Below are 25,359 nucleotides of genomic sequence, written 5' to 3'. Positions count from 1 at the left end.
CGGCTCCGACGGGTGCCCCGGGGCAGGCCGGGGTGCGACCCCGGTGCCCGGTCGGTTACTTGACGGACCGGGTGGACGCCGGGCCGAAGACCAGGCTGAGGTTGTGCCCGCCGAAGGCGAAGGCGTTGCTCAGCGCGGCGCCCGGCGGTACGGACCGGGCCGCGCCGCGCACGTGGTCGAGCGCGCAGGCCGGGTCGGGATCGGTCAGGTTGAGCGTCGGTGGCAGCATCCCCCGGGCGACCGCGAGCGCGGTCACCACAGCCTCCAACGCCCCTGCGGCGCCCAGGAGATGGCCGGTCGCGCCCTTGGTGGAGCTGACCGCCGGACCGTGCTCGCCGAAGACCGCGCGCAGGGCGGCGGTCTCGGCGACATCGCCCAGTTTGGTGCCGGTGCCGTGCGCGTTGACGTAGCCGATGTCGGACGGCGCCAGACCCGCGTTGGCGATCGCGGCGCGCATCGCGTCGGCCGCGCCCGAGCCGTCCGGTCGTGGCATGGTCGGGTGGTGGGCGTCCGTCGAGGCGCCCCAGCCGGTGAGGTCGGCGTACCCGGCCGCGCCGCGGGCGTCCGCGTGCTCTGCCCGCTCCAGGACGAGGACGGCGCTGCCCTCGCCGAGGACGAAGCCGTTGCGGCGGGCGTCGAACGGCCGGCTGGCCTCGGTCGGATCTTCCCAGCCGGCCGACAGTGCACGGGCGTTGGTGAAGGCGGCGGCGATCGTCGGGTGCAGCGAGGACTCGCTGCCGCCGCAGACCACCACGTCGGCGTCGCCGGCCCGGATCAGCCGCAGCCCCTCGGCGACGGCCTGGGCGCCGGCCGCACAGGCCGTCACGATGGCCGAACTGAAGCCCCGGATCCCGTGTTTGATGGCGATCCGGGCGGTGGCCATGTTGGAGAGCATGCCGGGCAGCAGGTACGGGCTGACGCCGGGCCGGCCGCGCTCCAGTCGGCGGTGCGACTGCTGCTCGAAGGTCTCCAGCCCGCCGCCGCCGGTGGCCAGTACCACGGCGGTGCGGTGCGGGTCGGCGTCCCGGCCGACCACCAGGCCGGCGTCGGCGAGCGCGTCGTCGGCGGCGGCGAGGGCGAGCAGCACGAACCGGTCCACGCACCTGGTCTCGGTGGGCGGCAGCACGTCGCGGCCCTCGACGGCGGGTGCCAGGCCGGCGGCGGTGAGCCAGCCGTGCGCGGCGTGGCCCTCGGGCAGCGCGCGGATGCCGGAGCGGCTGGCGGTGAGGGCCTCGAAGACCTCGGCCGGCTTTCGGCCGACCGGTGTGACCAGGCCGATCCCGGTGACCACGGCGCCCGGGCGGGCGGTGGCCGCGCTCATCGGGCGGCCACCGAGTCGAGGTAGCGGCGGCGCAGCAGCACCTTGCGGACCTTGCCGGTCGGCCCGAGCGGGATGTCGTCGCCCGCCACCACCAGGACCTGGCGGACGGTGGCCGCCGCGGCCTCGTCGAGGGCCGCGGTGACCGCCTTGGTGCGGTCGGCCGTCGGATCCGCGTCCGCGGTCAGGATCAGCAGGACGTCGGTGACCACCTGGTCGCCGTCCCGGACGGCGACCACCGTGCAGTCCGCCACGTCGGGGCAGGCGGCCAGTACCCGCTCCTCCGACATCGCGGTGAACAGCCGCTTGCCGTCGCCGAGTTCCACCGAGTCCACGGCGCGGTCGACGTGGTAGTAGTAGCCCTCCTCGTCCCGGTACATGAGGTCCCCGGTGAGGAAGCGGCCGCGGATCCGGGTGCGGAAGGTCTTGACCGAGTCGTTCCAGTAGCCGAGTGCCAGGGTGGGGGAGGCGGTGGCGAGTTCGCCGACCTCGCCCGTCCCCAGCGGCTCGCCGTCCGGGCCGACCAGCTCGCAGTCGACGAAGGCGTGCGGGCGGCCGACGCAGCGGCCGTAGCGTTCGGTGCCGGGTCCGTGGGTGATGAAGAAGTGCGAGTGGCCCATCTCGGTGGAGCCGAGGCCGTCCACGAACAGCGAGCCGGGCAGCCGGACCCGGCCCTCGCGGGTGACGGCTTCGCGGCTGCCGGCGGCGATCAGCCGGCGGATGTGCACCTCGTGCGCGCAGTCCCCGGTGTTCCACCAGAGCGCGACCGACGACAACTCGCGCTTCGCCAGGTCGTGGTGGGCCAGCTCGGCCCAGGTGGCGGCGAAGCCGATGACACCGGTGGGCCGGCGCTCCTCGATGGCGTCCAGCACACCGGCGCCGGCCTGCCGGGAGAGCAGGTCGAGCCGGGTGTGCGAGCTGAGCGCGAGGTTCACCGCGATCAGGGTGGCGGCGTGCGGCGCGGGCAGTGCGCTGAGCATCCGCTCCTGGCCCTGCGGGCGGGGCAGTCGCAGGCGGTGGCGGATCGCCGCGTACAGGCTCGCGTGGGAGTGGACGACTGCCTTGGGCATCCCGGTGGTGCCGGAGGAGTGCGTGATCGCCACCGGGTCGTCGGACCAGTGCCGGTAGGGGGCGGGGGCGGCGTCCGGGTCGCCCGAGCCGAGCGTGCCGACCTCCGGGAGCAGCGGGGCGCCCGGGTCGTGGCCGGCCAGCGCGGCGAGGTGCGGGGCGTCGGCGAGGATGCCGACGGCGCCGATCCGGGCGATGTAGCGGGCGGCGCGCTCCCCGTCCACGTTCGGGTTCAGCAGCGCCGGGATGGCGCCGAGCCGGGCCAGTGCGAGGAAGGAGAGCACATGGTCGGCGACGTCCGTCGCGTAGACCACCACCGGGTCGCGGCGGGTGACGCCGAGGCCGTGCAGGGCCGCCGCCCGGGCCCGGACGGCGCGGTCGAGTTCGCGCAGTGTGAAGGGCTGCCAGGCGGCATGGCCGTCCACCGGGGTGTCGAAGGCCAGCAGCGGTTCGTCCAGTCCGAGGCCCAGGGCCATCCGGCGGGTGAGGACGTTGCCGGCGCCGACGTCGGGGTCGTCCGCGAGAAGGGTGCGGATACTGCGGATGCTCACGGTGGTGAATCCCTCCCATGGTGCTGGGCGTACTTCGGCGGGGCGCGTCGGGTGCGCCGCTCGCTCGATGGCGGTGCGGGCGGTACGGGGTGGCGGGGTACGGAGGCGGCGTGGTGTGCGGTGGCGGGGCGGCGCGGATCAGCCGGCCGTGACCAGGACGGCGGCGGCCCGGTCCGTTCCCCCGGCGGACGCCGCCTGCTCGGCGGCGACGACGAGCACCTGGTCCGCGTCGCCGTCCGCGAGGAGCAGCGCCGCCAGGTCGAGCGCGTCCTGCGGCACCAGGCCGGGTACGGAGTCGGCCGGGCTGATCGACACCACCGGCCCGGTCAGGCCCCAGCGGGCGGCGATGTGTCCGAGCACGGCGTTCGGGTTGGACTGGAAGAACAGCAGGGGCGGCACCCGCCCCCCGGAGGCGGCGGCGTCGTCGATGGCGCGGGCGGTGGCGCGGTCGCCGCCCGCGCTGGCCAGCAGCAGGGCGGTCCGGCCGGGGGCCGGGGCGCTGCCGTGCCGGGCGCGCAGGCAGCGCTCGGCGGTCTCGGCGACCAGCGGATTGAAGGAGGAGGCGGTGAAGCCGGGGATCGGCGGGAGCGGCTCGTGGTGGCCCGGCTCCGGCCAGCGGGCTTCGGCGAGGACGCGCAGTGCGCTCACCGGGTCGCCACCAGGAGTGCGGTGTTGGCGCCGCCGAAGGCGGAGTTGAGCGTCAGCGCGTAGCGTGGCCGGTCGGCGCGCGGGCCGTCCAGCACGAGGTCCAGTCCGACGTCCGGGTCCGGGCCGAGCCAGCCGGCGTTCACCGGGAGCCGCCCGTCGCGCAACGCCCCGATGGTGACGGCGAGTTCGAGCAGGGCGGAGGCCTCCAGGGCGTGCCCGTGGACGGCTTTGCTGGAGCTCACCGGGAGCCGCCCGGCGTGCGCGCCGAACACCTGGTGCAGGGCGTTGGCCTCGGCCCGGTCGGACAGCGGCGAACCGGTGCCGTTGGCGTTGACGTAGCCGACCTCGTCCGGGGCGAGGCCCGCCCGGGCGAGCGCGGCCCCGACGGCGCGGGCGACGCCGTCGCCGCTCGGCTCCGGGCGGCAGACGTGGTGGGCGTCCCCGGACCGGCCCCAGCCGGCCAGCCGGGCGAGCACGGGTGCGCCGCGCAGCTCGGCCCGCGGCTCCGCCTCGACGACCACGGCGGCGGCCGCGTCGCCGAGCAGGGTGCCGGTCCGGCCGGCGCTGAACGGGCGCAGCTCGCCGTCCCGGGCCAGCGCCCGGCCGGCGTCGAAGGCGGCGAAGACGCCCGGCTCCACCAGGTGGCCGGCGGCCACCAGCACCCGGGGGTGGCGGCCGGCGGCCACCAGGGCGGCGGCGTCGGCCACGGCGGTGCCGGCGGCGACGCAGGCACCGGTGTAGACGCGGGTGACGCCGGCGGTCCCCCAGGCGGCGGTGGCTCCGGCGGCGACGGCGGCGGTGACGGCCCGGGTGTGGAGGTCACTGTGCAGCGCGAGCAGGACGGGCATGCCCTCCCGGTCCGCCGCGGCCCGGCCGTCGCCGTCGGGGCCGTCACCGCCGCGCCCGGCGGGCAGGCCGGCCTGGCGGCAGGCCTGGTCCACGGCGGCGAGGACGGCGTCGGCCAGCGGCACCGGCTCGGCCAGCAGCGCGGCCCGGGTGGTCCGGCGCGCGGAGACGTCGAACCTGGTCACCGTGGTGAACGCGGTCTTGCCGAGGGCGGCCGCGTCGGTGAGCGCGTCCAGCCCGGTGCCGGCCGCGCTGAGCACGCCGACTCCGGTGACCACGGGCCGGACGGCGGGCGGAGCGTGGCCGGTCATGACTGCGCGACCCCTGCGGTCCGTTCCGGCGGCGCGCCGGCGGCCGCCGCGAGGACGGCGGAGCGGAGCACCTCGACGGCGTCGTCCACCGTCCGGATCGCCTCGAAGCGTTCGTCGTCGAGATCCGGCTCGATGCCGTAGCGCTGCTCGAACTCGGCTATCAGCCACGTGAGTTCCAGGGAGCCGAGTTCCTCGGGGACGGTGTCGGCGGCGCGCTGCCCGAACGCCGCCAGGATCGTCAGTACCTCGGCCCGGTCGGGGAGGACGGGCTCGGTCACGCGGGGCTGCCGGAGGTGGCGGTGACGGCGGCGAAGCGCTTGGCGACGTCGGCGGTGAACTCGTCGAGCGTCATCAGCGCGGTGCTCTCCATCTCGTCGAAGTCGAACTTGATCCCGAACTCGTCCTCGACCTGGACCGAGAGGTCGGCCAGCGCGAGCGACTCCAGGTCGAGCCCGGCCGGGCCGAGGTCGGTGTCGCCGGTGACCTCGGAGACGTCGTACTGCATCTCGGTCAGGGCGGCGAGGACGAACTCGCGGATGCGGTCCTGCATGGTGTGCTCCTGTACTCGCGCGCAGCGGCGCGCGGATCGTCGGGGGAGAAGCAAGCGGCGGGGAGAAGCGGTGGGGAGTCGGGGACGCGGCGGTCCGGGTGCGGCGGGTCTGTCCGGCGCCTCCCGGCGGGGCCGGTCAGCGGGGCGGTTCGGCGGCGGTCGCCCGCAGGGCGGCCGGGTCGCGCAGCAGCTTTCCGGTGGCGGTGCGCGGGAGTTGCGGGAGGAAGGACAGCCGGCGGGGCCGCTTGTAGGCGGCGAGCCGCCGGGTCAGCCCGTCCCGGACCAGCGCGTGGTCGGCGTCCTGGTCGGCGGCGAGGTACGCCTCGATGGCGCCCTCGTCGAAGACCACGACGGCCTCGCGGACCTGGGGCAGGGCGGCCAGGATCAGTTCGACCTCGGTGAGGTCCACCTTCAGCCCGCCGATCGAGACCTGGGAGTCCCGCCGGCCCAGCACGGTGACCAGCCCGGTGGCCCGGTCCAGCTCCGCGGCGTCGCGGGTGTGCAGCCAGCCGTCCGACCACCGGGTCGGGTCGTCCAGCCCGGGGTACGGCGAGGCGGCCGTTCCCAGCTGCAACTCGCCTGCCACCAGGCGCAGTTCCATGCCGTACACGGGACGCTTCGCCGGGTGCAGCGCGCCGTCCAGATCGGTGGCGATGACGCCGAGCTCGGTCATCCCGTACATGGTGCCCAGCGGTACGCCGTACCGGGCGGTGAAGGCCGCCGGCAGGCCCGGGCGGACCAGCTCCCCGGCCACCACCATCCGGCGCAGCCGTGGCAGCGCCGGGGGTGCGGCCACACCGGCCAGCAGTTCGGCGTGGAAGGGGACACCGATCACGGTGGTCGGCCGTTCCCCCTCGTCGCCGACGGCGGCCAGGATACCCGCCGCCGTCATCCGCTCCGGCACGGTGAGCGGCGCGTGGGCGTACAGGCTGTTCAGCAGTCCGCCGACCAGTCCGAGGACGTGCACCACCGAGGAGAGCAGCACCACCCGCTCGCCCTCGCCGGGGAAGTCCGCCAACCGCCGGTAGCAGTCGAGTTCACGGAGCAGGTCGCCGGCGGTGCGGGCGATGACCTTGGCCGGGCCGGTGGACCCGGAGCTGAGCTGGACCAGCGCGTGGCCGGTCCGGGCAGGTCGCCCGCCCGGTAGCCGGACGGCCACCGGCTCGACCTCGGAGAAGCCGCGCAGCGCCGCCGAGGGCCGGTGCTCGGACCCTACCAGCACCTGCGGGGTCAGCCGTTCGACCGCCAGGGCGATCTCGTGGTCGGTCAGCCGATGGTCCAGCAGGGCTACCTGGGCGCGCAGTTGCCAGCAGGCGAGCAGCGCGGCGACGAAGCCCAGGGAGGGCGGCAGTCGCAGCGCCGCGGTGCCGCCGGGGCCGAGGCCGGCCGCGGTCAGCCGTGCGGCCTGCTCGTCGACCAGGGCGCGCAGGGTGGCGCGGTCGACGGGTGTGCCGAAGCGCAGGCACTCCGCGTCCTCGGGGCCGGCCAGCAGGAACCGTGCCACCCAGTCGTCCGGGGCGTCGGCGTGCGGCGGTGAGGAGGGTGGAAGTGCGGGGAGGGAAATGCCGGTCAACGCCACTCCACGGAGAGGAGATTTGACATGGACGCCGTTCTCAAACCAATACGGTCAATTCCGTTGCCAGACCTTTGCACAGACGTTTGGTCAAATCAAGGTCTATACCAATCTGGTCCGTACCTTCTACGCTGCCGAAGCGGGACTGGTCCGAGCGCGGCCGTCCGGGAACGAGGATGCCCGTGGGACTACTCACGCTGGCCGGTATGGAGCGCGCGGCGCGCGCCCAACTACCACCGGAAATATGGGACTTCATCGAGGGTGGCAGTGGATCCGAACGCACCCTGGCGGCCAACCGGGAAATGTTCGGTCACTATGCGCTGCGCCCCCGCACGCTGGTCGACGTCTCGACCTGCTCGACCGCCGTCCCGCTGCTCGGAACCGAGCTCCGGACGCCACTCGCAATTGCCCCGATGGCCTACCACCGGCTGGTCCATTCGGACGGGGAAACCGTGACCGCCCGGGCAGCCGGCCGGGCCGGCGCGGTGCTGGTCGCCGGAATCTTCGCCAGCCGCAGCCTGGAGTCCATCGCGGCCGCGGCCACCGGGCCGCTCTGGTTGCAGCTCTACTGGCTGCGCCGGCGCGACGCGCTCGCCGCCCTGATCGAGCGGGCCGAGGCGGCCGGCTTCGCCGCGCTCATGCTGACCGTGGACGCGCCCCGGATCGGCCGCCGGCTGCGCGACCTGCGCAACGGCTTCGCCGTTCCGCCGGACATCCGCGCCGTCAACCTCGACCCCGCGCTGATGGCCGCCAGCCACCGCGCCGACGCGGGGTCCTCCGGCATCGCCGAGCACGCCCTGGAGCAGTTCGACCCCAGCCTGACCTGGTCCGACCTGGCCTGGCTGCGGGCCCGCACCCGCCTCCCGCTGGTCCTCAAGGGCATCCTGACCGCCGAGGACGCCCGGCTCGCCGCCGAACACGGGGTGGACGCCGTGGTGGTCTCCAACCACGGCGGCCGTCAACTGGACGGCGCGCTCCCGGCGCTGGCGGCGCTGCCCGAGGTGGTCGCGGCGCTCCCGCCGGAGGTCCCGGTGCTGCTCGACGGCGGCGTCCGTACCGGCACCGACATCGCCGTCGCCCTCGCGCTCGGCGCCCGGGCCGTCCTGGTCGGCCGCCCCGTGCTGTGGGGGCTCGCCGTCGACGGCGAGGCGGGAGTGGTCCGCGTCCTCGACCTGCTCCGCGACGAACTGGAGCACACGCTGGCCCTGCTGGGCCGGCCCACCCTCGCGGACCTGGACCGCAGCGCCCTCGCGCCCTGGCCCACCGCCCCCGCGCCCCGGCCCACCGCCTGACGGGCGCGACCCCGGCCCCCGCCCCACCGCGCGGCCCCCGCCCATCTCCCCGCGCCCGGCCCACCGCCCCACCGCGCGGCCCCGCACCGAGCTCCGGACCGAAGTTCCGGGCCGAAGCACCGCACGCCCGACAGAGAGACCGACGACATGAAGAACCAGGACGCCTTCCCCGGCTGGGACTGGGACGACCCGGACGGCCTCGCCGTCCGCCTCGACGCGTTCAGCGCCGACGTCGCCACCTGCGAGAAGCTCGAACCGGCCGCCGGCGGCCTCCCGCGGGACCACCAGGGCTTCCGCGAACTCGGCATCACCGGAATCGAGTTCGCCGCCTTCCGGACGGCCCACCCGGAAGGCCTCGGGACCGACCTGACCGCCCTGCGCAGCCCCGGCGCCAGTACCGAACCCGGCACCCTCTACCGCGTCGACGGCGACCGCTGGTTCACCCAGCTCGACATCGGCCGCCCGCTGCCCTTCGCGGACGCCAGCGTGGACTGGGTCTACGCCGAGCACCTGATCGAGCACGTCACCATGCCGGTCGCGATCGGCTGGCTGCGCGAGGCCCGGCGGGTGCTGCGCCCCGGCGGCGTGCTGCGCGTCACCACCCCCGACCTGGCCCGCTACCTGGTCGGCTACGCGACCGACGACGGTTTCCTCACCAAGCACCGCCGGCGCCTCACCACCATGGGGTTCGGCCCGCCGATGCCGCCGCGCCCGGCCTTCCTGGTCAACCAGATCTTCCGGTACTACGGCCACCAGTGGATCTACGACCTGGACGAGCTGCGGCACGTCCTCACCCAGGCCGGCTTCGAGGCCGACGCGATCCGCCACTGCGCCTACCGCCAGGGCGTCCGCGCCGACGTCGCCGACCTCGACACCGCGTTCCGCACCGACGAGACGATCTACGTCGAGGCCGACCGCTAGGGAGTGTCGGCAAAGTCCCGCCTGATCCGACGCGACTCTGCCAGCACCCCCTAGGACTTGTCCGACACTCCCCGCCGCGCTTTTGCGACGCGAACTGCTCGGACAAGCCCCAGGACTCCCCTCCGCGAGCCCGTCCGGGCGTGACCGACCGGGCAGGCTCGGAGCAGGAGCGCCCGACCCCCGCCGTCCGATGGGATGACCATGCCCTTGCACCCCCAGGCCCAGGCCCTGCGCGAACGCCGTGCGCAGGCCGGCACACCCCCGCTCTACAGCCTCACCCCGGCCCAGGCCCGCGCTGCCGACCTCGCCGACATCCGGTCCGCCGCCGGCACCCCCGAGCCCGTCGCCGCCGTCGAGGAGCACCGGATCCCCGGCCCCGGCGGCGAGCTCGCCCTGCGGCTCTACCGCCCCGAGCCGGCCGGCCGGCCGCTGCCCGCGCTGCTCTACCTCTTCGGCGGCGGCTGGACCCTCGGCTCGCCCGACACCAGCGACGCGATCTGCCGCCGGCTGACCAACGCCGTCGGCTGCGTCACCGCCTCCGTCGGCTACCGCCTGGCCCCCGAGCACCCCTTCCCCGCGGCCGTCCACGACTGCCGCGCCGCCGCCCGGTGGCTGGCCGGGAACGCCGACGCCCTCGGCGTCGACCCGGCCCGGCTGGCCGTCGGCGGCGACAGCGCCGGGGGCAACCTCACCGCCGCCCTCACCCTGCTCGCCCGGGACGAGGGCGGCCCGGCCCTGCGCCACCAGCTGCTGGTCTACCCCAACACCGACCACCGCGCGGTCGCCGCCGCACCGCCGGAGCGGCACGACGACCCGCTGCTCTTCAACCGCCGCTCGGTGGCCTGGTACTGGGGCCACTACCTGGCCGATCCCGCCGACGGCGCCCACCCCTACGCCTCCCCGCTGCGCGCCCCGAGCCTGGCCGGGCTGCCGCCCGCCACCGTGATCACCGCGGAGTACGACCCGCTGTGCGAGGAGGGGGAGCACTACGCCGACGCGCTGCGGGCGGCCGGCGTCCCGGTCGAGTCCCGCCGGTTCGCAGGCATGCCGCACGGCTTCTTCGCCATGACGGGCGTCCTGGACGCGGCCGGCGAGGCCCAGCGGTACGCCGCCGAGCGGCTGCGCGAGGCCCTGCGGTGACCGCCCTCCGCCCGCTCGCCCCGCCCGACGCCCCGGCCGTCGAGCCCCTCGCGCTGTCCGGACTGCACGCCTCGCTGTCGGATCCGCTGCTGGACGCGATGACCTTCCTCAACGAGGTCACCACCCGCTACCCCGGGGCCGTCTCCTTCGCCCCCGGCCGCCCCTACGAGGGCTTCTTCGAGCCGGAGGACGTCCACGGCCACCTGGACGCCTATCTGGACCACCTGGCGGCCCGCGGCCTGGACCGGGACGCCGTGCGCACCACGCTGTTCCAGTACGGCCCGACCAAGGGCGTCATCGCCGACCTGGTCGCCCGCACCCTGGCCAACGACGAGGGCCTCACCGTCGCCCCCGAGTCCCTGGTGCTCACCGTCGGCGCCCAGGAGGGCATGCTGCTGACGCTGCGCGCCCTCTGCGCCGGCCCGCAGGACGTCCTGCTGGTCAGTTCGCCCTGCTACGTCGGCGTCACCGGCGCCGCCCGGCTGCTCGACCTGACCACCGTCCCGGTGCCCGAGGGCCCCGACGGCGGCCCCGACCCGCAGGCCGTCCGGGCAGCCGCCCGGGCCGTCCGGGCCGGGGGCGGGCGCCCGCGCGCCCTCTACGTGGTGCCCGACTTCGCCAACCCCTCGGGCACCAGCATGCCCGTCGGCGCCCGGGCGAGGCTGCTGGAGACCACCGCCGCGGAGGGGCTGCTGGTCATCGAGGACAACCCGTACGGCTTCTTCGCCCGCGACCCCGGCGAGCGGCCGACCCTGAAGGCGCTGGACCGCCGCCGGCAGGTCGTCTACCTCGGCTCCTTCGCCAAGACCTGCTTCCCCGGCGCCCGGCTCGGCTACGTCGTCGCCGACCAGGAGGTGGCCGGCCCCGGCGGTCGGCGCTCGCTGCTCGCCGACGAGCTGGCGAAGCTGAAGAGCATGACGACGGTGAACACGCCCGCGCTCAGCCAGGCCGTCATCGGCGGCATGCTGCTGCGCCACGACTGCCGGCTGCGCGCCGCCAACGCCCGCGCGACGGCCTACTACGCGGCCAACATGACGGCGCTGCTGGGCGCCCTGGAGCGGGAGTTCCCGGCGGCGGAGCGCCGGCGGCTGGGCCTGTCCTGGAACGAGCCGGAGGGCGGCTTCTTCGCCGTGCTGACGGTGCCCTTCACGGCCGACGAGGCGGCCATGGAGCGGTGCGCCAGGGACTTCGGAGTGCTCTGGACGCCGATGGCGCCGTTCTACCCGGCGGGCGGGGGAGAGCACCGGCTCCGACTCTCGGTCAGTTCGCTGACGGAGCACCAGATCGACGTCGGCGTCGCCGAGCTGGCCCGCTTCATCCGGGCGCAGGCCCGGTAGCGACACGGACGAGGGCGGGGCCGGGGCTTCTTCGAGCCCCGGCCCCGCCCTCGTGCCGCATGGGGAACGCGCGGGGCTCAGCGCACCCGGGTCGAGAACAGGCGGGCCGACCAGTACACGGACACCACCGTCATCAGGACGACCACCAGCAGCCCCTGCCAGACCACGCTGTCCCCGACATGGCCGGAGAACAGCGCCCGCATGCCTTCCACGGCCCAGTAGAAGGGGTTCCACTTGGCCACGTTCTGCAGCCACACCGGCGCCAGCACCAGCGGCAGCAGGACGCCGGAGAGCAGCGCGATCGGCTGCGCGAGGGTGTTCACCACCGGCGCCATCGCCTCGTCGGCCGGGAGCACCAGCGCGATGCCGTAGGAGATCGCCGAGGTCATCAGGGCCAGCAGGCCGAGCAGCAGGTACGCCAGCAGCAGGTCCAGCGGTGCCACCCGCAGCCCGAACGGCAGCGCGATCAGGGTGATCAGGACGGCCTGGACGAGCAGCGCCACCGTCTCGCGCAGCGCCCGGCCGAGCAGCAGCGCCAGCCGGCTCACCGGGGTCACCCGGGACCGTTCGATGATCCCGGCCTTCAGCTCGCCGAGCAGGCTGAAGCCGGTGTACAGGCCGCCGAAGATGCAGAGCACCGCCAACAGGCCCGGTACGTAGATCTGGTAGGCGTCGGCGTAGGTGATCGCGCCCATCGGCGCCAGCACCGTCTTGAGCAGCGGGGCGAACAGCAGCAGGTAGAAGAGGGGCTGGATCAGCCCGACGGCGATCCAGATCGGGGTTCGCCACATGATCAGCAGCTGTCGCTGGAAGACCAGCCAGGTGTCGCGGGCGAGCTTCATGGGGGCCTCTCGGGGATCAGTGCTCAGGACTGCTCGATGGAACGGCCCGTCCGGGCCAGGAACACGTCGTCCAGGCTGGGCCGCTGCAGCTGCACGGTGCCGGGCACGACGCCCGCCCCGTCGAGGGCGCGCAGCAGTCGCGGGATCGCGGCCGCGCCGTCGTCGAGGTAGAGCCGCAGGTCGTCCTCGCCCTGGGTCTCCAGGCGGTGGAGGTACGGCTGTTCGCGCAGCGCCTTGGTGGCGCGTTCGGCCTCGCCGGCCGCCAGGCCGACCAGGACGACGTCGCCCGAGATCTCCCGCTTCAGGCTCTCCGGGGTTCCCTCGGCGACGACCTCGCCGTGGTCGACGATCGCCACCCGGTCGCAGAGCGCGTCGGCCTCCTCCAGGTAGTGCGTGGTCACCACGACGGTCAGGCCCTCGGCGTTCAGGCGGCGGATCTCCGCCCACACCTGCACCCGGCTGGCCGGGTCGAGCCCGACGGTGGGTTCGTCGAGGAAGAGCACCCGCGGCGCGTGGATGACGCCCAGTGCGATGTCCAGCCGGCGGCGCTGGCCGCCCGAGTAGGTGCGGCACGCGCGGTCGCCGAACTCGGTGAGCCCGAAGGCCTTCAGGGCCTCCTCGGCCCGCTGCTGGGCCAGGGTCTTGCGGGCGCCGTACATCCGGGCCTGCATCACCAGCTCCTCGCGGGCGGTGACGGCGTCGGCGGTGCCGCCGCCCTGGGCGACGTACCCGATCCGCTGCCGGACTCCGGCCGGGTCGGTCAGCAGGTCGGCGCCGGCGATCCGGACCGCACCGCCGTCCGGCCGGATGAGGGTGGCGAGCATGCGCAGGGTGGTCGTCTTACCGGCGCCGTTGGGCCCGAGAAAGCCGAAGATCTCGCCTGCGGCCACGTCCAGGTCGATGCCGCGGACGGCGTCGACGGCAGCCTGGCCGCGTTGTTTGGACGGATAGGACTTGCGAAGTCCTTTGGTCTCGATCAACCAGAACTCCCGTGCGGGGATGGATGTGCCACGTCGACGACGTCCAGCGCACACAGGGCTGGACGGTCCGTGCGGGGAAGGTGGCCGGGGCACCTGGGAAGCGGTGCTTCGCGCCACACTAGGGTCTGCGGCGCCCCGGATACAATGGCCTAGACCAATGGATTCGATCGTTCTGCCCCGGTTCCGACCAGCGACTCCAGTCGGTCGGCCGCCGTCAGGGCCCCGCCGCCGGACCGCAGTTCGGCGCCCACCCGGGCGGCCGCCGCGCGGTGCTCCGGTGCGTCGAGGACGGTGCGCAGCGCGGCCGCCAGCCCCTCGGGCGTGACGCGCGCGAACGGCACCCGCAGCCCGGCGCCGGCCGCCGCCACCTGGGCCGCGACGAACGGCTGGTCGTGTCGGATGGGTGCGGTGACCAGCGGGATCCCGTGCGCCAGCGCCTCGCCGACGGTGTTCATCCCGCCGTGGCACAGCACCGCGTCCAGCGCTCCCCGCGCCATCAGCTCCAGCACCGGTGCCCGATCCACGGCCACCGCGTGGCGGGGCAGTTCGGGCAGCAGCGCGGCGGGCGCGGCGATCACCGGCTGGACGTCGTCCCCGCACAGCGCCAGGGCCCGGACGGCCCGGGCGTGGAAGTCCGCGCCGAGGTCTCCGGCCAGCGTCCCCATGGTGACCAGGACCCGGCGCCGGCCCGGATCCAGCCGTTCCCAGGGGAAGGCCGGGTCGGCCGGCCGTTCGGCGAGCACCGGCCCGACCAGGGCGTAGTGCGCCGGGAGCGGTGCCGGACCGGCCAGCGCGGGACCGGTCGTCGCCAGGACGAGGGCGGGGGAGAAGCGCGGGTCGGTGTACTCCTCCTCCGGCAGTCCGGCCCGTCGCCAGAGCCCGGTGAGCAGCCCGGTCATCCAGGCCTCGACCTTCGGCAGCGCCCGGAACGGCCGCCCCAGCTCCATCGCGCCCGGCGCCAGGCTGGCCCACGGCAGACCGTGCCGGTGGGCGACCAGCGCGCCCGCGGGCGTGTGCTGGTCGACCAGCAGCGCGTCCGGCCGGTACTCCCGCACCGCCGCGTCCAACGGCTTCGCGGTGAACCGCGCGTAGGGGACGATAAAGCCCTCCCAGAGCGAGCGCAGGGCGACCAGTCCGTGCCCGCCCTGCGTCCGGAACGCCCGGGTGCCCGTCCCCAGGACGACCGCCCCGGGGCCGAGCAGCGGCCGCAGGACCGACTCGGTGCCGGTCCAGGCGACCTCGTGGCCGCGCGCGGCCAGCTCGCGGGCGATCCCCACGACCGGATTGACGTGTCCCGTCAACGGCGGTACCACCAGCAGGAATCGGCTCATCGGATGGGCTCCTCGGCGGGCAGCAGCCGCTGCACCTCGGCGACGGTCAGGGCTTCCAGCTCGGCCAGGTCCAGCCCGGCACGGTGTGCGGCGAGGCCGGCGGCTGCCCCGAAGTGCCCGCACAAAAGGGCATCGAGCACCGTCAGTTCGTACTCGTCCAGCAGCAGATCGGCGTCCAGCCGGGCCTGCGGGGTGACCAGCGCGGCCCACTCGGGCGGCGCGCCGGCGGCCCGGGCCAGCAGGGCGACCAGCTCCGGACGGACCTGGGCGGCGGAGGATTCGGGTTCGGAAGAGGTCATGGGGGCTCCACCTGCTCGACGGCACGGGGGCGGATTGGGACTGCGAAGGGCCCGAGATCACTTGTGCGACCCGTCGGGCGTCGGAATACTAGCCCGCGTGACAGCACTGGAGGCAGTGGCCGTCCACCTCCCCCACCACACCGTGCCCATTGAGGCAGTGGGCGAGCGGATCGGCCTGACCCCGCGTCAACTTCGACTCTTCCGCCGTTTCCACGGACTGGACCAGCTGCGGCTGGATCCGGACGGGAAGCTGCCCGACCTGCTCGGCGCCGCCGTCGAGGCCTTACCGGAGCTGCGCGGACGCGAACGGCACGTCCGTTTCGTGATCCACGCCCGCAGCATGCCGGTGGCGGTGCCGTACCCGCTCAACCCCCTGCACGACCTGCTCGGCCGGTACGGCCTGGCGCACGCCTCGGCCTTCACGGTGACCCACCACGCCTGTGCGGTGGGTCTGCTGGCCGTCGACCTGGCCGGCCGCCTGCTCGCCGGGCAGGACGACCCGGAGGCCCTGGCGCTGGTGCTGGCCGGCGAGAAGACCTTCACCAAGGACGCCCAGGTGGTGCCCGAGACCGGGATCTTCGCCGAGGGCGCGGCCGCCTGCCTGGTCCGGGCCACCGGCGAGCGCAATCGGGTGCTCTCCTACGCCGTCCGCCACCGCCCCGAGTTCGACGGCCGCCTGGCCGGGGACGCGGACCTGCTGGCGCGCTACCAGCGGGAGTACCCGGTGGTGATGATCGAGGCGATCGAGGCCGCCCTCGACCAGGCAGGTCTGGACCTCTCGGACCTCGCCCTGGTGCTCCCGCACAACGTCAACCAGGCCTCCTGGCGGATGATCTGCCGACGGATCGGGTTCCCGGTGGAGAAGGTCGTGCTGGACAACGTGCGCTCCGTCGGGCACAGTTTCGCTGCAGACAGCCTCATCAATCTCCACACCGCCACCACGCGGGGGCTGCTCCACCGGGGCGACCGCTACCTGATCGCCGCCGCCGGTGTCGGAGCCACCTTCTCCGCCATGGCCGTCGAACACTGACGCATCGTCGTTTCGGCGCACCCGGGCGACGCATCGGCACGGCGAGGACGACCACGCCTCCGCCCGCCGCACCCATTCACCTCTCACGCACGACGGGACGGGACATCCATGCCAGAACCCGCGGTCCAGACCACTGATGTCGAGCTGCGCGACCGGATCCTGCGGAGCATCGGCGAGCTGCTGCCGCGCGTCCTCAAGCGCGACCTCCCCGAGATCCCCGAGAACGCCTGCCTCTTCGACGACCTCGGCCTGACCTCGGCCGGCACCATCGAGCTGATCCTCGAAGTCGAGGAGACGCTGGACATCCAGGTCGACGTCGAGCAGATCGGCGAGGACGACCTGCGCTCGGTGACCAGCCTGGCCGACTACGTCGCCGGGCACATCATCCCCGAGGACTGACCGGGTGGCCGCCGATTCCGCGCCGCCGCTCGCCCTGGGTGTCACCCGGATCCTCGCGCGGTCCTTCGACGGCAGGTCGGAGACCTCGCTCGACCCGGACCTGCGGGTGTTCGTCACGGACCTGGTCCGGCCCTACGGCCTGCCGGTGCGGGAGGACCTCCTCGCCGAGGGCGTCGGCCACTCCTACGAGGAACTGGCCGAGGGCCTGCTGGCCGAGGCGCTCGCCGACGGCGTGCCGGTGGACCTGCTGATCCTCGCCTTCGACTCGCCCGACGTGCGCCCGGGGGCGCCCAGCTCGCTGGCGCTCAGCCGGTCCTGCCCGGGCGCGCCGCTGGCCTTCGCCCTCTGCGACCAGGGGTCGGCGGTGGCCTTCAGCGCCCTGCGGGTGGCCGCCGAGTACCAGCGCACCGGGGCCTGCCGGCGGGCGGTGGTGGTACTGGCGGAACAGACCGCGCTGCACTACCGGCCGGCGGCGCCGGTCGACCTGGCCGAGCGGCACAGCGTCGTCGTACTCGTCCTGGACGAGGCCGCCGACGTGGACCTGACTGTGCGTCAGTTCTCCGCGCTCGACGGCCGGAAGGCGGCCGAGGTGGTCGGCGCGGAGGTCGGAACCCTCGGGGCTGACGCGGCCGTCCTGCTGGGCTCCGGCCTGGCGGCCGAGCCGGTCCCCGAGGTGGCAGCCGTGGCCGGCCTGCCGTTCGCCGGTCTGCCGTTCACCGGTCTCTGGGCGGAGCTGGCCGAGCGGCTGCCCGAGTGGCAGGAGAAGGGGCGGCCGGTGCTGGCCGCCGGTTTCGACCGCAGGCTGGGCGTGCTGAGCACCCTGACCCTTCGGGCCGGCCCGTGACGGCGGGTCCGGCCACCGCCACCGCCTCCACGTCCACCTCAACCTCCGCTGTCGCCTCCACGTCCGACACCGCCTCCACGCCGGACACCGCCGACCGGGTCGACCTCTGGACCATTCCCACCGACCAGCCGGACGAGGTCGTCCGGAGCCTGCGAAGCCTGCTGGACCGTGACGAACTCGCTCGCGCCACCGGTCGGGGCCCCGCCCGCGATCCCGTGGCCGGCCGACGGTTCACCGTGGTGCACGGCGTCGTCCGGCTGCTGGTGGCCGAACGCCTCGGCCTGCACCCCGCCGAACTCGCCTGGCGGTACGGCCCGCACGGCAAACCCGAACCGGCGGTGGGGCGCGAGCGGGTCGGCGTCAGCTACTCCGGCTCCGGCGCCCTGGCCGTGCTGGCCCTGACCGCGGGGCGGCCGGTCGGTGTCGACGTCGAGGAGGTCCACGACGCCCGGGTGGCCACCCGGGTGGCCGAGCGCTACTTCCCGGGCGCCGAGGCGGAGTTCCTCGCCCGGTCGGCCTCGCCCGCCGTGCTGGCCGAGCGCTTCACCACCCTCTGGTGTCGCCGGGAGGCCTGCGTCAAAGCCTACGGCGGCCGACTGGTGCAGGGCTTCGGGCTGCCGTTGGCCGGTCCGGCCCCGCTGCGTCTGGCCCACCCGGGCACGCTCGGCGAGGGCCCCTGCCTGCTCGACGACGTCCCGGTGCCCGGGCCGTTCCGCGCCGCGGTGGCGGTGCTCGGGGAGCAGCCCTTCCGGCTGCGCCGGCACCGCTGGAAAGCCTTGTCAGAGGCCTGTCAGCCTCTCCGGCACCGGAACTGACGGCCCGTCGGCTCTCCCAGAGATTTGGTCTGTACCACTTCGCCGGGCCGCTGATAGCGTCCCGACCCGCACACCGCTCCAACCCCAGGCCGGCCGAAGGGCGCGTACGACGTGAGAGAGACCAGCCGGCGGATCACCGTCCGGTACAGCGGCGCGAGCAGCGGCTTCGGGCCGCTGACCCTCGGCCAGGACAACATGATCCGCTGCATCCGGCGGGACCGACCCGAGCAGATCAACAAGGAGTCCGTCTGGCCGGTCCCCGACGGGACGACCCTGACGGCCGCGCTCGACGCTGTGCGGCGGCTCGTCGAACGGCACGACTCGCTGCGGACGGTGTTCCCGCCCGGGCCGGGGCCGGATGCCTTCCCCGAGCGTCAGCTGGTCTGCGGCGAAGGCGAGTTCGACGTCACCGTGGTGGACAGCCGGTCGACCGGCGGGGCGGCGGGGATCGACGCGCTCGCCGAGGAGCTGGGCCGGGCCGACGTCGCCGTCCCGTTCGACCTGGCGGCCGGGCCCCGGCTCCGGTTCACCCTGCTGACCGAGGACGACCACCCGCTCCGGCTGGTGGTGGTCGTCTGCCACGCGGGTGCGGACGGCGCCGCGACGACGCTGCTCATCGAGGACTGGTGCGCCCTCGCGGCCGGCAAGGAGCTCCCGCCCGTCACCGCCCGGACGCCGCTGGAGGTGGCCGCGGTGGAGCAGAGCGACCAGGGCCGGCGCAAGGCCGCCGCCGCGCTGCGGCACTGGCAGAAGGTCCTGTCCACCGCGCCGCAGGCCGCCTTCGCGGACTCCCGGATCACCGGCCCGCCGGACGGCGTAGCCGCCGTCGTCCTGCGCTCGCGGCAGGCCGCCGCCGACCTGCTCGCCACCGCGCGGCGCACCGGCGCGAGCCCCTCCGTCGTCCTGCTGGCGGCCTTCGCTTCCCTGGTGGCCCGCCGGGCCGGCCGCGGCGACCTGGTGATGTCGGCGCTCTCCGCCAACCGCCAGCGCGCCGCGATGGCCGACCACATCGGCACCCTCGCCCAGGACGCCCTGATCGCCCTGGACACCGACGCGGCCGACCTCGACGAGGTGATCGGCCGGGCCAAGGCGGCGTCGCTCGCCGGCTACTGGCACAGCACCCTCCCGGCGGGCGCCGTCTGGCAGCTGATCGAGGACGTCGCCCATCTGCGCGGCTCCCGCTTCGCCCGCCAGGTCGTGGTCAACGACCTGAGCATGACCATCCCCGAGGCGATGTCGGACGCCCGCCCGTCCCCGACGAGCGACCCCGAACTGACCTGGCTGCCGGACCAGCCGGTCGCCGTCCGGCTGATGTTGAACATCCTGCGGACCTCGAACAGCCTGGAGTTCGCACTGGTCGCCTGCCCGCAGGTGCTCGACCGCGAGGAGACCGGCCGTTTCGCGCTGGCCCTGCCCGCGCTGCTCGAAGCCGCCGCCCGGGGGCCGGTCCCGCTCGCCGGTCTGCCCGCGCTGACCGGTCTGGGCGGCGCCGTCCGGACCGGTGCGTGGCAGCGGATCGAGAACTCCTGGGTGGACCTGGACGCCGTCCGGGCCCTGGTCGTCGACGCGCTCGGCACCGCCACCCGGGTCGACTTCGTCGACGGCCGTCTGATCGCCCGGATCGCCACCGACGACCCCGGGTTCACCCCGCTGGTCGCCCACCGCACGGTGATCGAGGCCCTGCCAGGCCGGGACACCGCGATGGCCCCGCAGCACTACGTGGTCCATGCCGCCGCCCACCCGGCCGGCCCGCCGTGCTGGGACGACGCGACGGTGGTGGCCGAGGGCTCCGGCCGGTGCCCGGAGATCGCCGGCCGCCTCGCCCCGCGCTGAGCGCCCGGGGCGGGCGCCGCCCTGCGCCCGCCCCGTCCGGAGATCGCCGGCCCGGGGACTCACCCGAACGGGGCCGGGCCGTCCCGCCGCCCGGTTCACCCCTGCGCGCCGTCCCAGGAACAGGCCGAGGTCGCACCCGAGGTCAGCCCCCACGGGCTGGGTACGTCACCGCTCCGGTCCGGGTCGCCGTGGTCGTTGTCGCTGTGGCCCGGATCGCCGCGGCCCGGGTCGCCCTGGCGCGGCAGGCGGTCGATCACCTCGACCAGCGCCGGGGGCAGTTGCGGCGCGAGGCCCCGGTGGCAGCGCGAGAGCACGTCCCGCCGGACGTCGTCCGGCAGCAGCGGCCGGTCCACCCGCGGCGGGGTCGGTCCGCGCGGGCGCGCTCCCGGCGGGCCCAGGGCGGCGGCGAGCTGGTCGGACCAGGCCCGCCAGTAGTCGGCGTCGTCGGTCTCGCCGTACCGCAGGTGGTACAGGTGCAGGCAGTACGCCGCCGTGCCGCTGCCCGATCCGGCGGCGAACCGCCACCAGAACTCGGCGCCCTCCTCGCGGCCGGTGGCGTAGAGCAGCGCGGCGAACACCTCCGCTCCCTCCGGCTGGATCCGCCGCGCGTTGACCAGCAGGTCCAGCCCCCGGGCCGCGTCCGGGGTACCCAGCACCAGGGCGACCACCAGGCCCAGCTCGAAGGCGGCCTGTTCGTGCTCGGACGGCAGGTGGGTGGGCGCGGCCGTGAGCCTGGCCAGGCGCAGCGCGGCGATCCGCTCGGCGTGCGCCCGTTCGGGCCGGGGGATGTGCGGCGTCGCCGTCCCGCCCTCGGCCGGTGGCACGGCCCCTGGTGGCGTGGCCGGTGCGGCGGGCGCCTCGGCCGGGGGCCGGGGGATCACTGTTCGCCTCCCCGGTCCGGCAGTTCGCGCACACCGAGCCGTCTGGCCAGCCGCTCGCGGGCGTGCCGGAGGTTGGAGTGGACGGTGGCGACGGGCCGGCCCAGATAGGCGCCGATCACCTTGACGTGCAGCCCGAGCAGGTACCGCAGGACGACCACGTCCCGCTGCCGGTCGGGGAGTTCGAGGATCGCCGCATAGAGCCGGACCTCGTCCGCCTCGCTGTGCAGCAGGCCGTTGGCGACGTCCTTGAACGCTCCGATGACGGCCTCGAAGGTGACCGCCTCCACCTCGACCCGCTCCTCGCCGGACACCCAGTCGGCGACATGACGGTTCGCCAGCCGCCAGGCGTACGCGGCCGGTTCCTCGAACCGCAGGACGTGGGCCCAGTGCCGGGCGAGGTCCTCCTTGACCGCCTCGACGATCAGCGCCGCGTCCGCGCGGTTGCCTATCCGGGTCAGGGCGAGGGCCCGCCAGGCCGGCTCATGGGTCTCGCAGAACGCCGAATAGGCAAGCTCCAGGCGGATGTTGGCGTACTCCGGGCCGCTGTACCCGTGCTCGTCGGCATCTCCGTGGCCGTCCCCCCGGCGGCCGCCCCCGCCCGGGCCCGCCGGCGCCGGTCCTCCCCGGTGCCCGAGTACCCGGACACCCCTGTCGATCGTCATCGAACCTGCCTTCCACCGCCGCCGACCGACCGCCGGCCGCCCGAGGGTGCGGGCCCCGTGCCCGCGGACCCCATTCCACCAGGTTTCGTCACCGCAGGCGTTTGTGCGAATACCGACAGTCATTGCGTCCGATCTACGGATCATCGGCCAGCGGAACTCCGCGGATCGGAACGGCGGTTGACGGGCCGGTAGCGTGGGCAACGACGGGTGAGTCCTGCGGCCGGGGAGAGCGATGAGCCTTTACGACGGTGTCGACCTACGACTGAACGTGCCGCACTCGGCCCGGATGTACGACTACTTCCTGGGCGGCATCACCAACTTCGCCGCCGACCGCGAGGCGGCCGGCCAGGCGCTCGCCGCGCTCCCCTGGGTGCGCGCGACCGCGCGCGCCAACCGTGCCTTCATGCACCGCTCGACGCGCGCCCTCGCCGAGGCCGGCCTGGACCAGTTCCTCGACATCGGCACCGGCATCCCCACCTCGCCCAACCTGCACGAGATCGCCCAACGGGTGAACCCGCGGGCCCGGGTGGTCTACGTCGACAACGACCCGATCGTGCTCTCGCACGCCCAGGCCCTGCTCACCGGGGCCCGCGAGGGCCGCACCGCGTACGTCGAGGCCGAGCTGACCGAACCGGCGGCGCTGCTCGCCGCACCCGGTCTGCGGGACACCATCGACCTCGCCCGCCCGGTCGCCCTCTCCCTGAACGCCGTCCTGCACTTCGTCCCCGACGACCCCGACGCGCCCGACGACCCCGACGCGCCCGACGACCCCGTCGCACCGGGCGGCCCCGACGGCGCCGCGGGGCAGCGCGCCCACGCGATCGTCGAACACCTGAAGGCCGCCCTCGCGCCCGGCAGCGCCCTGGTGCTCTCCCACGTCACCGCCGACTTCGCGCCCGAGGAGATCGCCCGGCTGGCCGGCATCTACCGCGCCGCGGGCGCCCCCGGCCAGGCCCGCGCGCACCATGAGATCGCCCGGTTCTTCGACGGCTGGACGCTCCTCGCCCCCGGGCTCGTCCCCACCCCGCGCTGGCGCCCGGCCGGCCCCGAGGACACCGCCGTGTCCGACACCGAGGCCTCCCTCTACGCGGCCGTGGCCATCAAGCCGTGACACCGGCGCGCCGGCCCGCGCCGGTGCGGCGGCCGCCGTGCCCGCACCCCGTGCGGGTGCGCCCGCACGGGACCAGACTGGTCGTGGAGCCCGCCCCGAGGAGCGAGGAGAGTCATGCTGCTCGGACTCACCACCGCCCTGGTCGCGACCGTCTGCTTCGGCTTCGGCTCGGTCTTCCAGGCGCGCGGCGCGCGGTCGGCGCCGCGGTCGGACCGGGTGCGGGTCGGGCTGCTCGCCGCCCTGGCGCGCTCCTGGCAGTTCCTGCTCGGGACGGCGCTGGACATCGGCGGCTTCGTGCTGAGCGTCGTCGCGCTGCGCAGCCTGCCGCTCTTCCTGGTCCAGGCGGTCACCAATGCGGGTCTGGCGGTGACGGCGCTCGCCGCGGTCTGGCTGCTCGGCGCCCGGCTGCGGCGCGGCGACGTGGCCGCGATCGTGGCCGTGGTCGCCGGGCTGACCCTGCTGGCCCTCGGCTCCGGGCGGGAGGGCCGTGAGTACGCCGCGCCGGCCTTCCACTGGGCGCTGCTCGGGACCACCCTCCTGATGCTGCTGCTCACCCTGGTGCTGGCCCGCCGGGGCGGTGGCGCCGCGGCGGCCGGTCTGGGCCTGCTCGCCGGGGTCGGCTTCGGCGTGACCAGCCTGGCCGTCCGGGTGCTGGACGTCGGCGGGGTGGCCGACGTGCTGACCGACCCGGCGGCGTACGGGCTCGCCTTGGGCGGCCTCGGCGGCTACCTCGCGTACGCGCTCGCGCTGCAGCGGGGCACCGTGACGGCGGCGACGGCGGCCGGGACGGTGACCGAGACCTTCGGTCCGGCCCTGGTCGGCGTGGTCGCGCTGGGCGACGCGGCGCGGCCGGGCTACGCCTGGTGCGCGCTGGTCGGCTTCGCGGTGGCGGTCGGCGGCACCTTCGTGCTCGCCCGCTTCGGCGAGGTGGAGGCCGAGGTGCGGCCGGTCGTGGCGACGGCGGACGGCCGGAGCGAGGCGGCGGCGATCCCACCCCGGTAGCCCGGACGGCGCCCCCGTGCGAAGGTGACTTGCCGGACAAAACGGACGGCCAGGTGTGGGAAGGACGGGAGCAGCCATGGTGGACGAAGGCCGTCACCGGCCCCGGCGGCCGGACCGGCCCGGGGCCCCTGCCGCCGGGCCGCCGGTGGCGCTGGTCACCGGAGCCTCCTCCGGCATCGGCGCGGCGACCGCCGCCCGACTCGCGCCGTCCGGCTGGCAGCTGCTGCTCTCCGGCACCGACCGCACCCGGCTGGACGCGGTCGCCGCCCGCACCGGCGGCCGGGCCCTGCCCGAGGACCTCTCCAAGCCGGACGGCCCGCAGCGCCTCGCTGAGGCGGCCCTGGCCGCCGCCGGGCAGGTCGACGTCCTGATCGCCAGTGCCGGCCTCGGCTGGCGCGGCCCCTTCGCGCAGACCCCCACCGACACCCTGGACCGGATGATCGAGGTCAATCTGGCCGCCCCGCTACGGCTGGTCCGCCTGCTGCTCCCCGGCATGCTGGAGCGCCGGCGCGGCCGGATCGTGCTCCTCGGCTCGATGGCCGGGCAGGTCGGCGTCCGCGACGAGGCCGCCTACTCGGCGACCAAGGCCGGGCTGGCGATGTTCGCCGAGAGCCTCTGGTACGAGCTGCGCGGTACCGGCGTCGGCGTCCGGATCGTCCTGCCGGGCGCGGTGGACACCCCCTTCTTCGCCCAGCGCGGCACCCCCTACCAGCGTGAACGACCTCGGCCGGTGACCGCCGAGCGGGTCGCCGAAGCCGTCGTCGGGGCGATCAGCACGTCCTACGACCGGCCCTTCGTCCCGCGCTGGCTCGGCCTCGCCGCACGCGTCCACGGCGTCGCACCGGGGGTGTTCCGGCGCATGGCGTCCCGGTTCGGCTGACCCGGGGCGGGCACCGATGGACCGGACGCGCACCGCCCGCCGGGCGGCCCTCACCGTGGCGGGCGCCGAGCTGCTCCACCTCGCCCCGGCCGCCGTCCGCCTGCCGCCCGTGCGCCGCACCCTCGCCCGGCGCACGGCCGGGTACGGCGACGCGGGCCGGCACGTCGCGCTGACCTTCGACGACGGCCCGGACCGGCGCAGCACCCCGTACGTCCTGGACGCGCTGGACGGCCTCGGTGTCCGGGCCACCTTCTTCCTGCTCGGCACGATGCTGGAGCGGGCCCCGGAGCTCGGCCGCGAGCTGGTGGCCCGGGGTCACGAGGTGGCCGTGCACGGCTGGTACCACCGCCCGCAGTGGTACCCGGCCCCCGCCCGCGACCTGCGCGAACTGCGCCGCGCCACGGCGGCGGTCACCGAACTCTGCGCGGTCCCTCCGTCCTGGTACCGCCCGCCGTACGGCGTCCTGGCGGCCGGCCCGGCGCTGGCCGCCCGCCGCCTCGGCCTGCGCACCGTGCTCTGGACGGCCTGGGGCCGGGACTGGACCGACGACGCCACCGGCGCCTCCGTGTACGCCACCGCCCGCCCCGGCCTGTCCGGCGGCGCCACCCTCCTGCTGCACGACTCGGACTGCACCTCCGCCCCCGACTCCTGGCGCGCCACCCTCGCCGCCCTCCCCCTGATCGCCGCCCACTGCCGCACCCACGGCCTCACCCTCGGCCCACTCCGCGACCACGCAGTCCCGCCCCGCACGGGCCGGACCGGCTAGGGAGTGTTGGGGGGGGGGGGGCGGGGGGGGGGGGCCGCGCCCCCCCCCCCCCCCCCCCCCCCCCCCCCCCCCCCCCGAGCCCCCCGCACCGGCGCCCCCAACAACCGCCGAGCGGCCGGGCGGGCCGGG

26 protein-coding genes are annotated in these 25,359 nt (G+C 75.3%); 13 read left to right on the top strand and 13 right to left on the bottom strand.

Annotation, left to right across the window (positions count from 1 at the left end; genetic code table 11):
* Positions 1-55: 55 nt before the first annotated feature.
* From ACIF6L_RS16215 to ACIF6L_RS16185, 7 genes are all read right to left on the bottom strand, one after another.
* Entirely contained in the window at positions 56-1,321 is a 1,266-nt protein-coding gene (locus ACIF6L_RS16215) for a beta-ketoacyl-[acyl-carrier-protein] synthase family protein (RefSeq protein ID WP_396487553.1), read from the bottom strand.
* Positions 1,318-2,937 (bottom strand): class I adenylate-forming enzyme family protein, encoded by a 1,620-nt coding sequence (locus ACIF6L_RS16210; protein ID WP_359807071.1) that lies wholly within the window; start codon positions 2,935-2,937, stop codon positions 1,318-1,320. Before ACIF6L_RS16210 ends, ACIF6L_RS16215 begins: the two co-directional genes overlap by 4 nt.
* A 138-nt stretch (positions 2,938-3,075) precedes the next feature.
* Positions 3,076-3,585: a beta-ketoacyl synthase N-terminal-like domain-containing protein gene (locus ACIF6L_RS16205; protein ID WP_359807072.1), complete on the bottom strand. Its 510-nt coding sequence runs from the start codon at positions 3,583-3,585 to the stop codon at positions 3,076-3,078.
* Positions 3,582-4,742, bottom strand: coding sequence for a beta-ketoacyl synthase N-terminal-like domain-containing protein (locus tag ACIF6L_RS16200; RefSeq protein ID WP_359807075.1), 1,161 nt, complete (start codon positions 4,740-4,742; stop codon positions 3,582-3,584). The genes ACIF6L_RS16205 and ACIF6L_RS16200 overlap by 4 nt, the downstream gene beginning before the upstream one ends.
* Complete coding sequence (locus ACIF6L_RS16195) at positions 4,739-5,020, bottom strand: acyl carrier protein (protein WP_329491298.1); 282 nt, start codon at positions 5,018-5,020, stop codon at positions 4,739-4,741. Before ACIF6L_RS16195 ends, ACIF6L_RS16200 begins: the two co-directional genes overlap by 4 nt.
* Positions 5,017-5,292, bottom strand: coding sequence for an acyl carrier protein (locus ACIF6L_RS16190; protein WP_329491299.1), 276 nt, complete (start codon positions 5,290-5,292; stop codon positions 5,017-5,019). The genes ACIF6L_RS16195 and ACIF6L_RS16190 overlap by 4 nt, the downstream gene beginning before the upstream one ends.
* 136 nt (positions 5,293-5,428) lie before the next feature.
* Complete coding sequence (locus ACIF6L_RS16185; protein ID WP_396487549.1) at positions 5,429-6,865, bottom strand: class I adenylate-forming enzyme family protein; 1,437 nt, start codon at positions 6,863-6,865, stop codon at positions 5,429-5,431.
* Positions 6,866-7,041: 176 nt separating this feature from the next.
* On the opposite strand from ACIF6L_RS16185, the gene ACIF6L_RS16180 reads away from it, so the two are divergent.
* From ACIF6L_RS16180 to ACIF6L_RS16165, 4 genes are all read left to right on the top strand, one after another.
* Positions 7,042-8,157: an alpha-hydroxy acid oxidase gene (locus ACIF6L_RS16180; protein ID WP_396487547.1), complete on the top strand. Its 1,116-nt coding sequence runs from the start codon at positions 7,042-7,044 to the stop codon at positions 8,155-8,157.
* A gap of 147 nt (positions 8,158-8,304) precedes the next feature.
* Entirely contained in the window at positions 8,305-9,078 is a 774-nt protein-coding gene (locus tag ACIF6L_RS16175; protein WP_359807082.1) for a methyltransferase domain-containing protein, read from the top strand.
* A 201-nt stretch (positions 9,079-9,279) separates the two neighbouring features.
* Entirely contained in the window at positions 9,280-10,218 is a 939-nt protein-coding gene (locus tag ACIF6L_RS16170; RefSeq protein WP_359807084.1) for an alpha/beta hydrolase, read from the top strand.
* Positions 10,215-11,555: a PLP-dependent aminotransferase family protein gene (locus tag ACIF6L_RS16165; RefSeq protein ID WP_396487545.1), complete on the top strand. Its 1,341-nt coding sequence runs from the start codon at positions 10,215-10,217 to the stop codon at positions 11,553-11,555. The genes ACIF6L_RS16170 and ACIF6L_RS16165 overlap by 4 nt, the downstream gene beginning before the upstream one ends.
* Before the next feature lie 77 nt (positions 11,556-11,632).
* Here the strand turns inward: ACIF6L_RS16165 and ACIF6L_RS16160 are convergent, their stop codons facing one another.
* The 4 genes from ACIF6L_RS16160 to ACIF6L_RS16145 form a co-directional block, all read right to left on the bottom strand.
* Entirely contained in the window at positions 11,633-12,397 is a 765-nt protein-coding gene (locus tag ACIF6L_RS16160; protein WP_329491305.1) for an ABC transporter permease, read from the bottom strand.
* 23 nt (positions 12,398-12,420) lie between these two features.
* Positions 12,421-13,377, bottom strand: a complete 957-nt coding sequence (locus tag ACIF6L_RS16155) for an ATP-binding cassette domain-containing protein (RefSeq protein ID WP_352294601.1) — start codon at positions 13,375-13,377, stop codon at positions 12,421-12,423.
* 149 nt (positions 13,378-13,526) lie between these two features.
* Positions 13,527-14,708, bottom strand: coding sequence for a glycosyltransferase (locus ACIF6L_RS16150; RefSeq protein ID WP_396487542.1), 1,182 nt, complete (start codon positions 14,706-14,708; stop codon positions 13,527-13,529).
* Positions 14,705-15,007 carry a hypothetical protein gene (locus tag ACIF6L_RS16145; RefSeq protein WP_396487541.1) on the bottom strand — a complete coding sequence of 101 codons (303 nt, stop codon included), beginning with the start codon at positions 15,005-15,007 and terminating at the stop codon, positions 14,705-14,707. The genes ACIF6L_RS16150 and ACIF6L_RS16145 overlap by 4 nt, the downstream gene beginning before the upstream one ends.
* Positions 15,008-15,104: 97 nt before the next feature.
* On the opposite strand from ACIF6L_RS16145, the gene ACIF6L_RS16140 reads away from it, so the two are divergent.
* The 5 genes from ACIF6L_RS16140 to ACIF6L_RS16120 all read left to right on the top strand — a co-directional run bounded on the left by ACIF6L_RS16140 (position 15,105) and on the right by ACIF6L_RS16120 (position 19,928).
* Positions 15,105-16,037: a 3-oxoacyl-[acyl-carrier-protein] synthase III C-terminal domain-containing protein gene (locus tag ACIF6L_RS16140; protein WP_359807096.1), complete on the top strand. Its 933-nt coding sequence runs from the start codon at positions 15,105-15,107 to the stop codon at positions 16,035-16,037.
* 108 nt (positions 16,038-16,145) lie between these two features.
* Positions 16,146-16,436 (top strand): acyl carrier protein, encoded by a 291-nt coding sequence (locus tag ACIF6L_RS16135; RefSeq protein ID WP_329491311.1) that lies wholly within the window; start codon positions 16,146-16,148, stop codon positions 16,434-16,436.
* 4 nt (positions 16,437-16,440) lie between these two features.
* Positions 16,441-17,280, top strand: a complete 840-nt coding sequence (locus tag ACIF6L_RS16130) for a hypothetical protein (RefSeq protein ID WP_396487539.1) — start codon at positions 16,441-16,443, stop codon at positions 17,278-17,280.
* Positions 17,277-18,095 carry a 4'-phosphopantetheinyl transferase family protein gene (locus tag ACIF6L_RS16125; protein WP_396487537.1) on the top strand — a complete coding sequence of 273 codons (819 nt, stop codon included), beginning with the start codon at positions 17,277-17,279 and terminating at the stop codon, positions 18,093-18,095. Before ACIF6L_RS16130 ends, ACIF6L_RS16125 begins: the two co-directional genes overlap by 4 nt.
* 111 nt (positions 18,096-18,206) lie before the next feature.
* Positions 18,207-19,928, top strand: coding sequence for a condensation domain-containing protein (locus ACIF6L_RS16120; protein ID WP_396487536.1), 1,722 nt, complete (start codon positions 18,207-18,209; stop codon positions 19,926-19,928).
* 95 nt (positions 19,929-20,023) lie between these two features.
* On the opposite strand, the gene ACIF6L_RS16115 is transcribed toward ACIF6L_RS16120, so the two are convergent.
* Both ACIF6L_RS16115 and ACIF6L_RS16110 read right to left on the bottom strand, forming a co-directional pair.
* Complete coding sequence (locus ACIF6L_RS16115) at positions 20,024-20,809, bottom strand: hypothetical protein (protein WP_396487535.1); 786 nt, start codon at positions 20,807-20,809, stop codon at positions 20,024-20,026.
* A complete protein-coding gene (locus tag ACIF6L_RS16110; RefSeq protein WP_396487533.1) occupies positions 20,806-21,471 on the bottom strand; it encodes an RNA polymerase sigma factor in 666 nt (221 codons plus the stop codon). Before ACIF6L_RS16110 ends, ACIF6L_RS16115 begins: the two co-directional genes overlap by 4 nt.
* A 232-nt stretch (positions 21,472-21,703) precedes the next feature.
* Here ACIF6L_RS16110 and ACIF6L_RS16105 point away from each other — a divergent pair, with 232 nt between their 5' ends.
* The 4 genes from ACIF6L_RS16105 to ACIF6L_RS16090 all read left to right on the top strand — a co-directional run bounded on the left by ACIF6L_RS16105 (position 21,704) and on the right by ACIF6L_RS16090 (position 25,230).
* Positions 21,704-22,582 carry an SAM-dependent methyltransferase gene (locus tag ACIF6L_RS16105; protein ID WP_396487531.1) on the top strand — a complete coding sequence of 293 codons (879 nt, stop codon included), beginning with the start codon at positions 21,704-21,706 and terminating at the stop codon, positions 22,580-22,582.
* A gap of 114 nt (positions 22,583-22,696) precedes the next feature.
* On the top strand, positions 22,697-23,584 hold the full coding sequence (locus ACIF6L_RS16100; RefSeq protein ID WP_396487529.1) for a hypothetical protein: 888 nt from the start codon (positions 22,697-22,699) through the stop codon (positions 23,582-23,584).
* Positions 23,585-23,660: 76 nt separating this feature from the next.
* On the top strand, positions 23,661-24,464 hold the full coding sequence (locus ACIF6L_RS16095) for an SDR family NAD(P)-dependent oxidoreductase (protein ID WP_396487528.1): 804 nt from the start codon (positions 23,661-23,663) through the stop codon (positions 24,462-24,464).
* 16 nt (positions 24,465-24,480) lie between these two features.
* Positions 24,481-25,230, top strand: a complete 750-nt coding sequence (locus tag ACIF6L_RS16090) for a polysaccharide deacetylase family protein (RefSeq protein WP_396487526.1) — start codon at positions 24,481-24,483, stop codon at positions 25,228-25,230.
* Positions 25,231-25,359: the final 129 nt, after the last annotated feature.

The sequence above is a fragment of the Kitasatospora sp. NPDC086009 genome (genome assembly GCF_044540385.1).
Lineage (GTDB): Bacteria > Actinomycetota > Actinomycetes > Streptomycetales > Streptomycetaceae > Kitasatospora.
Note: the sequence above shows the minus strand (reverse complement) of the source record. Positions and strands in the feature narration are given on the sequence as shown.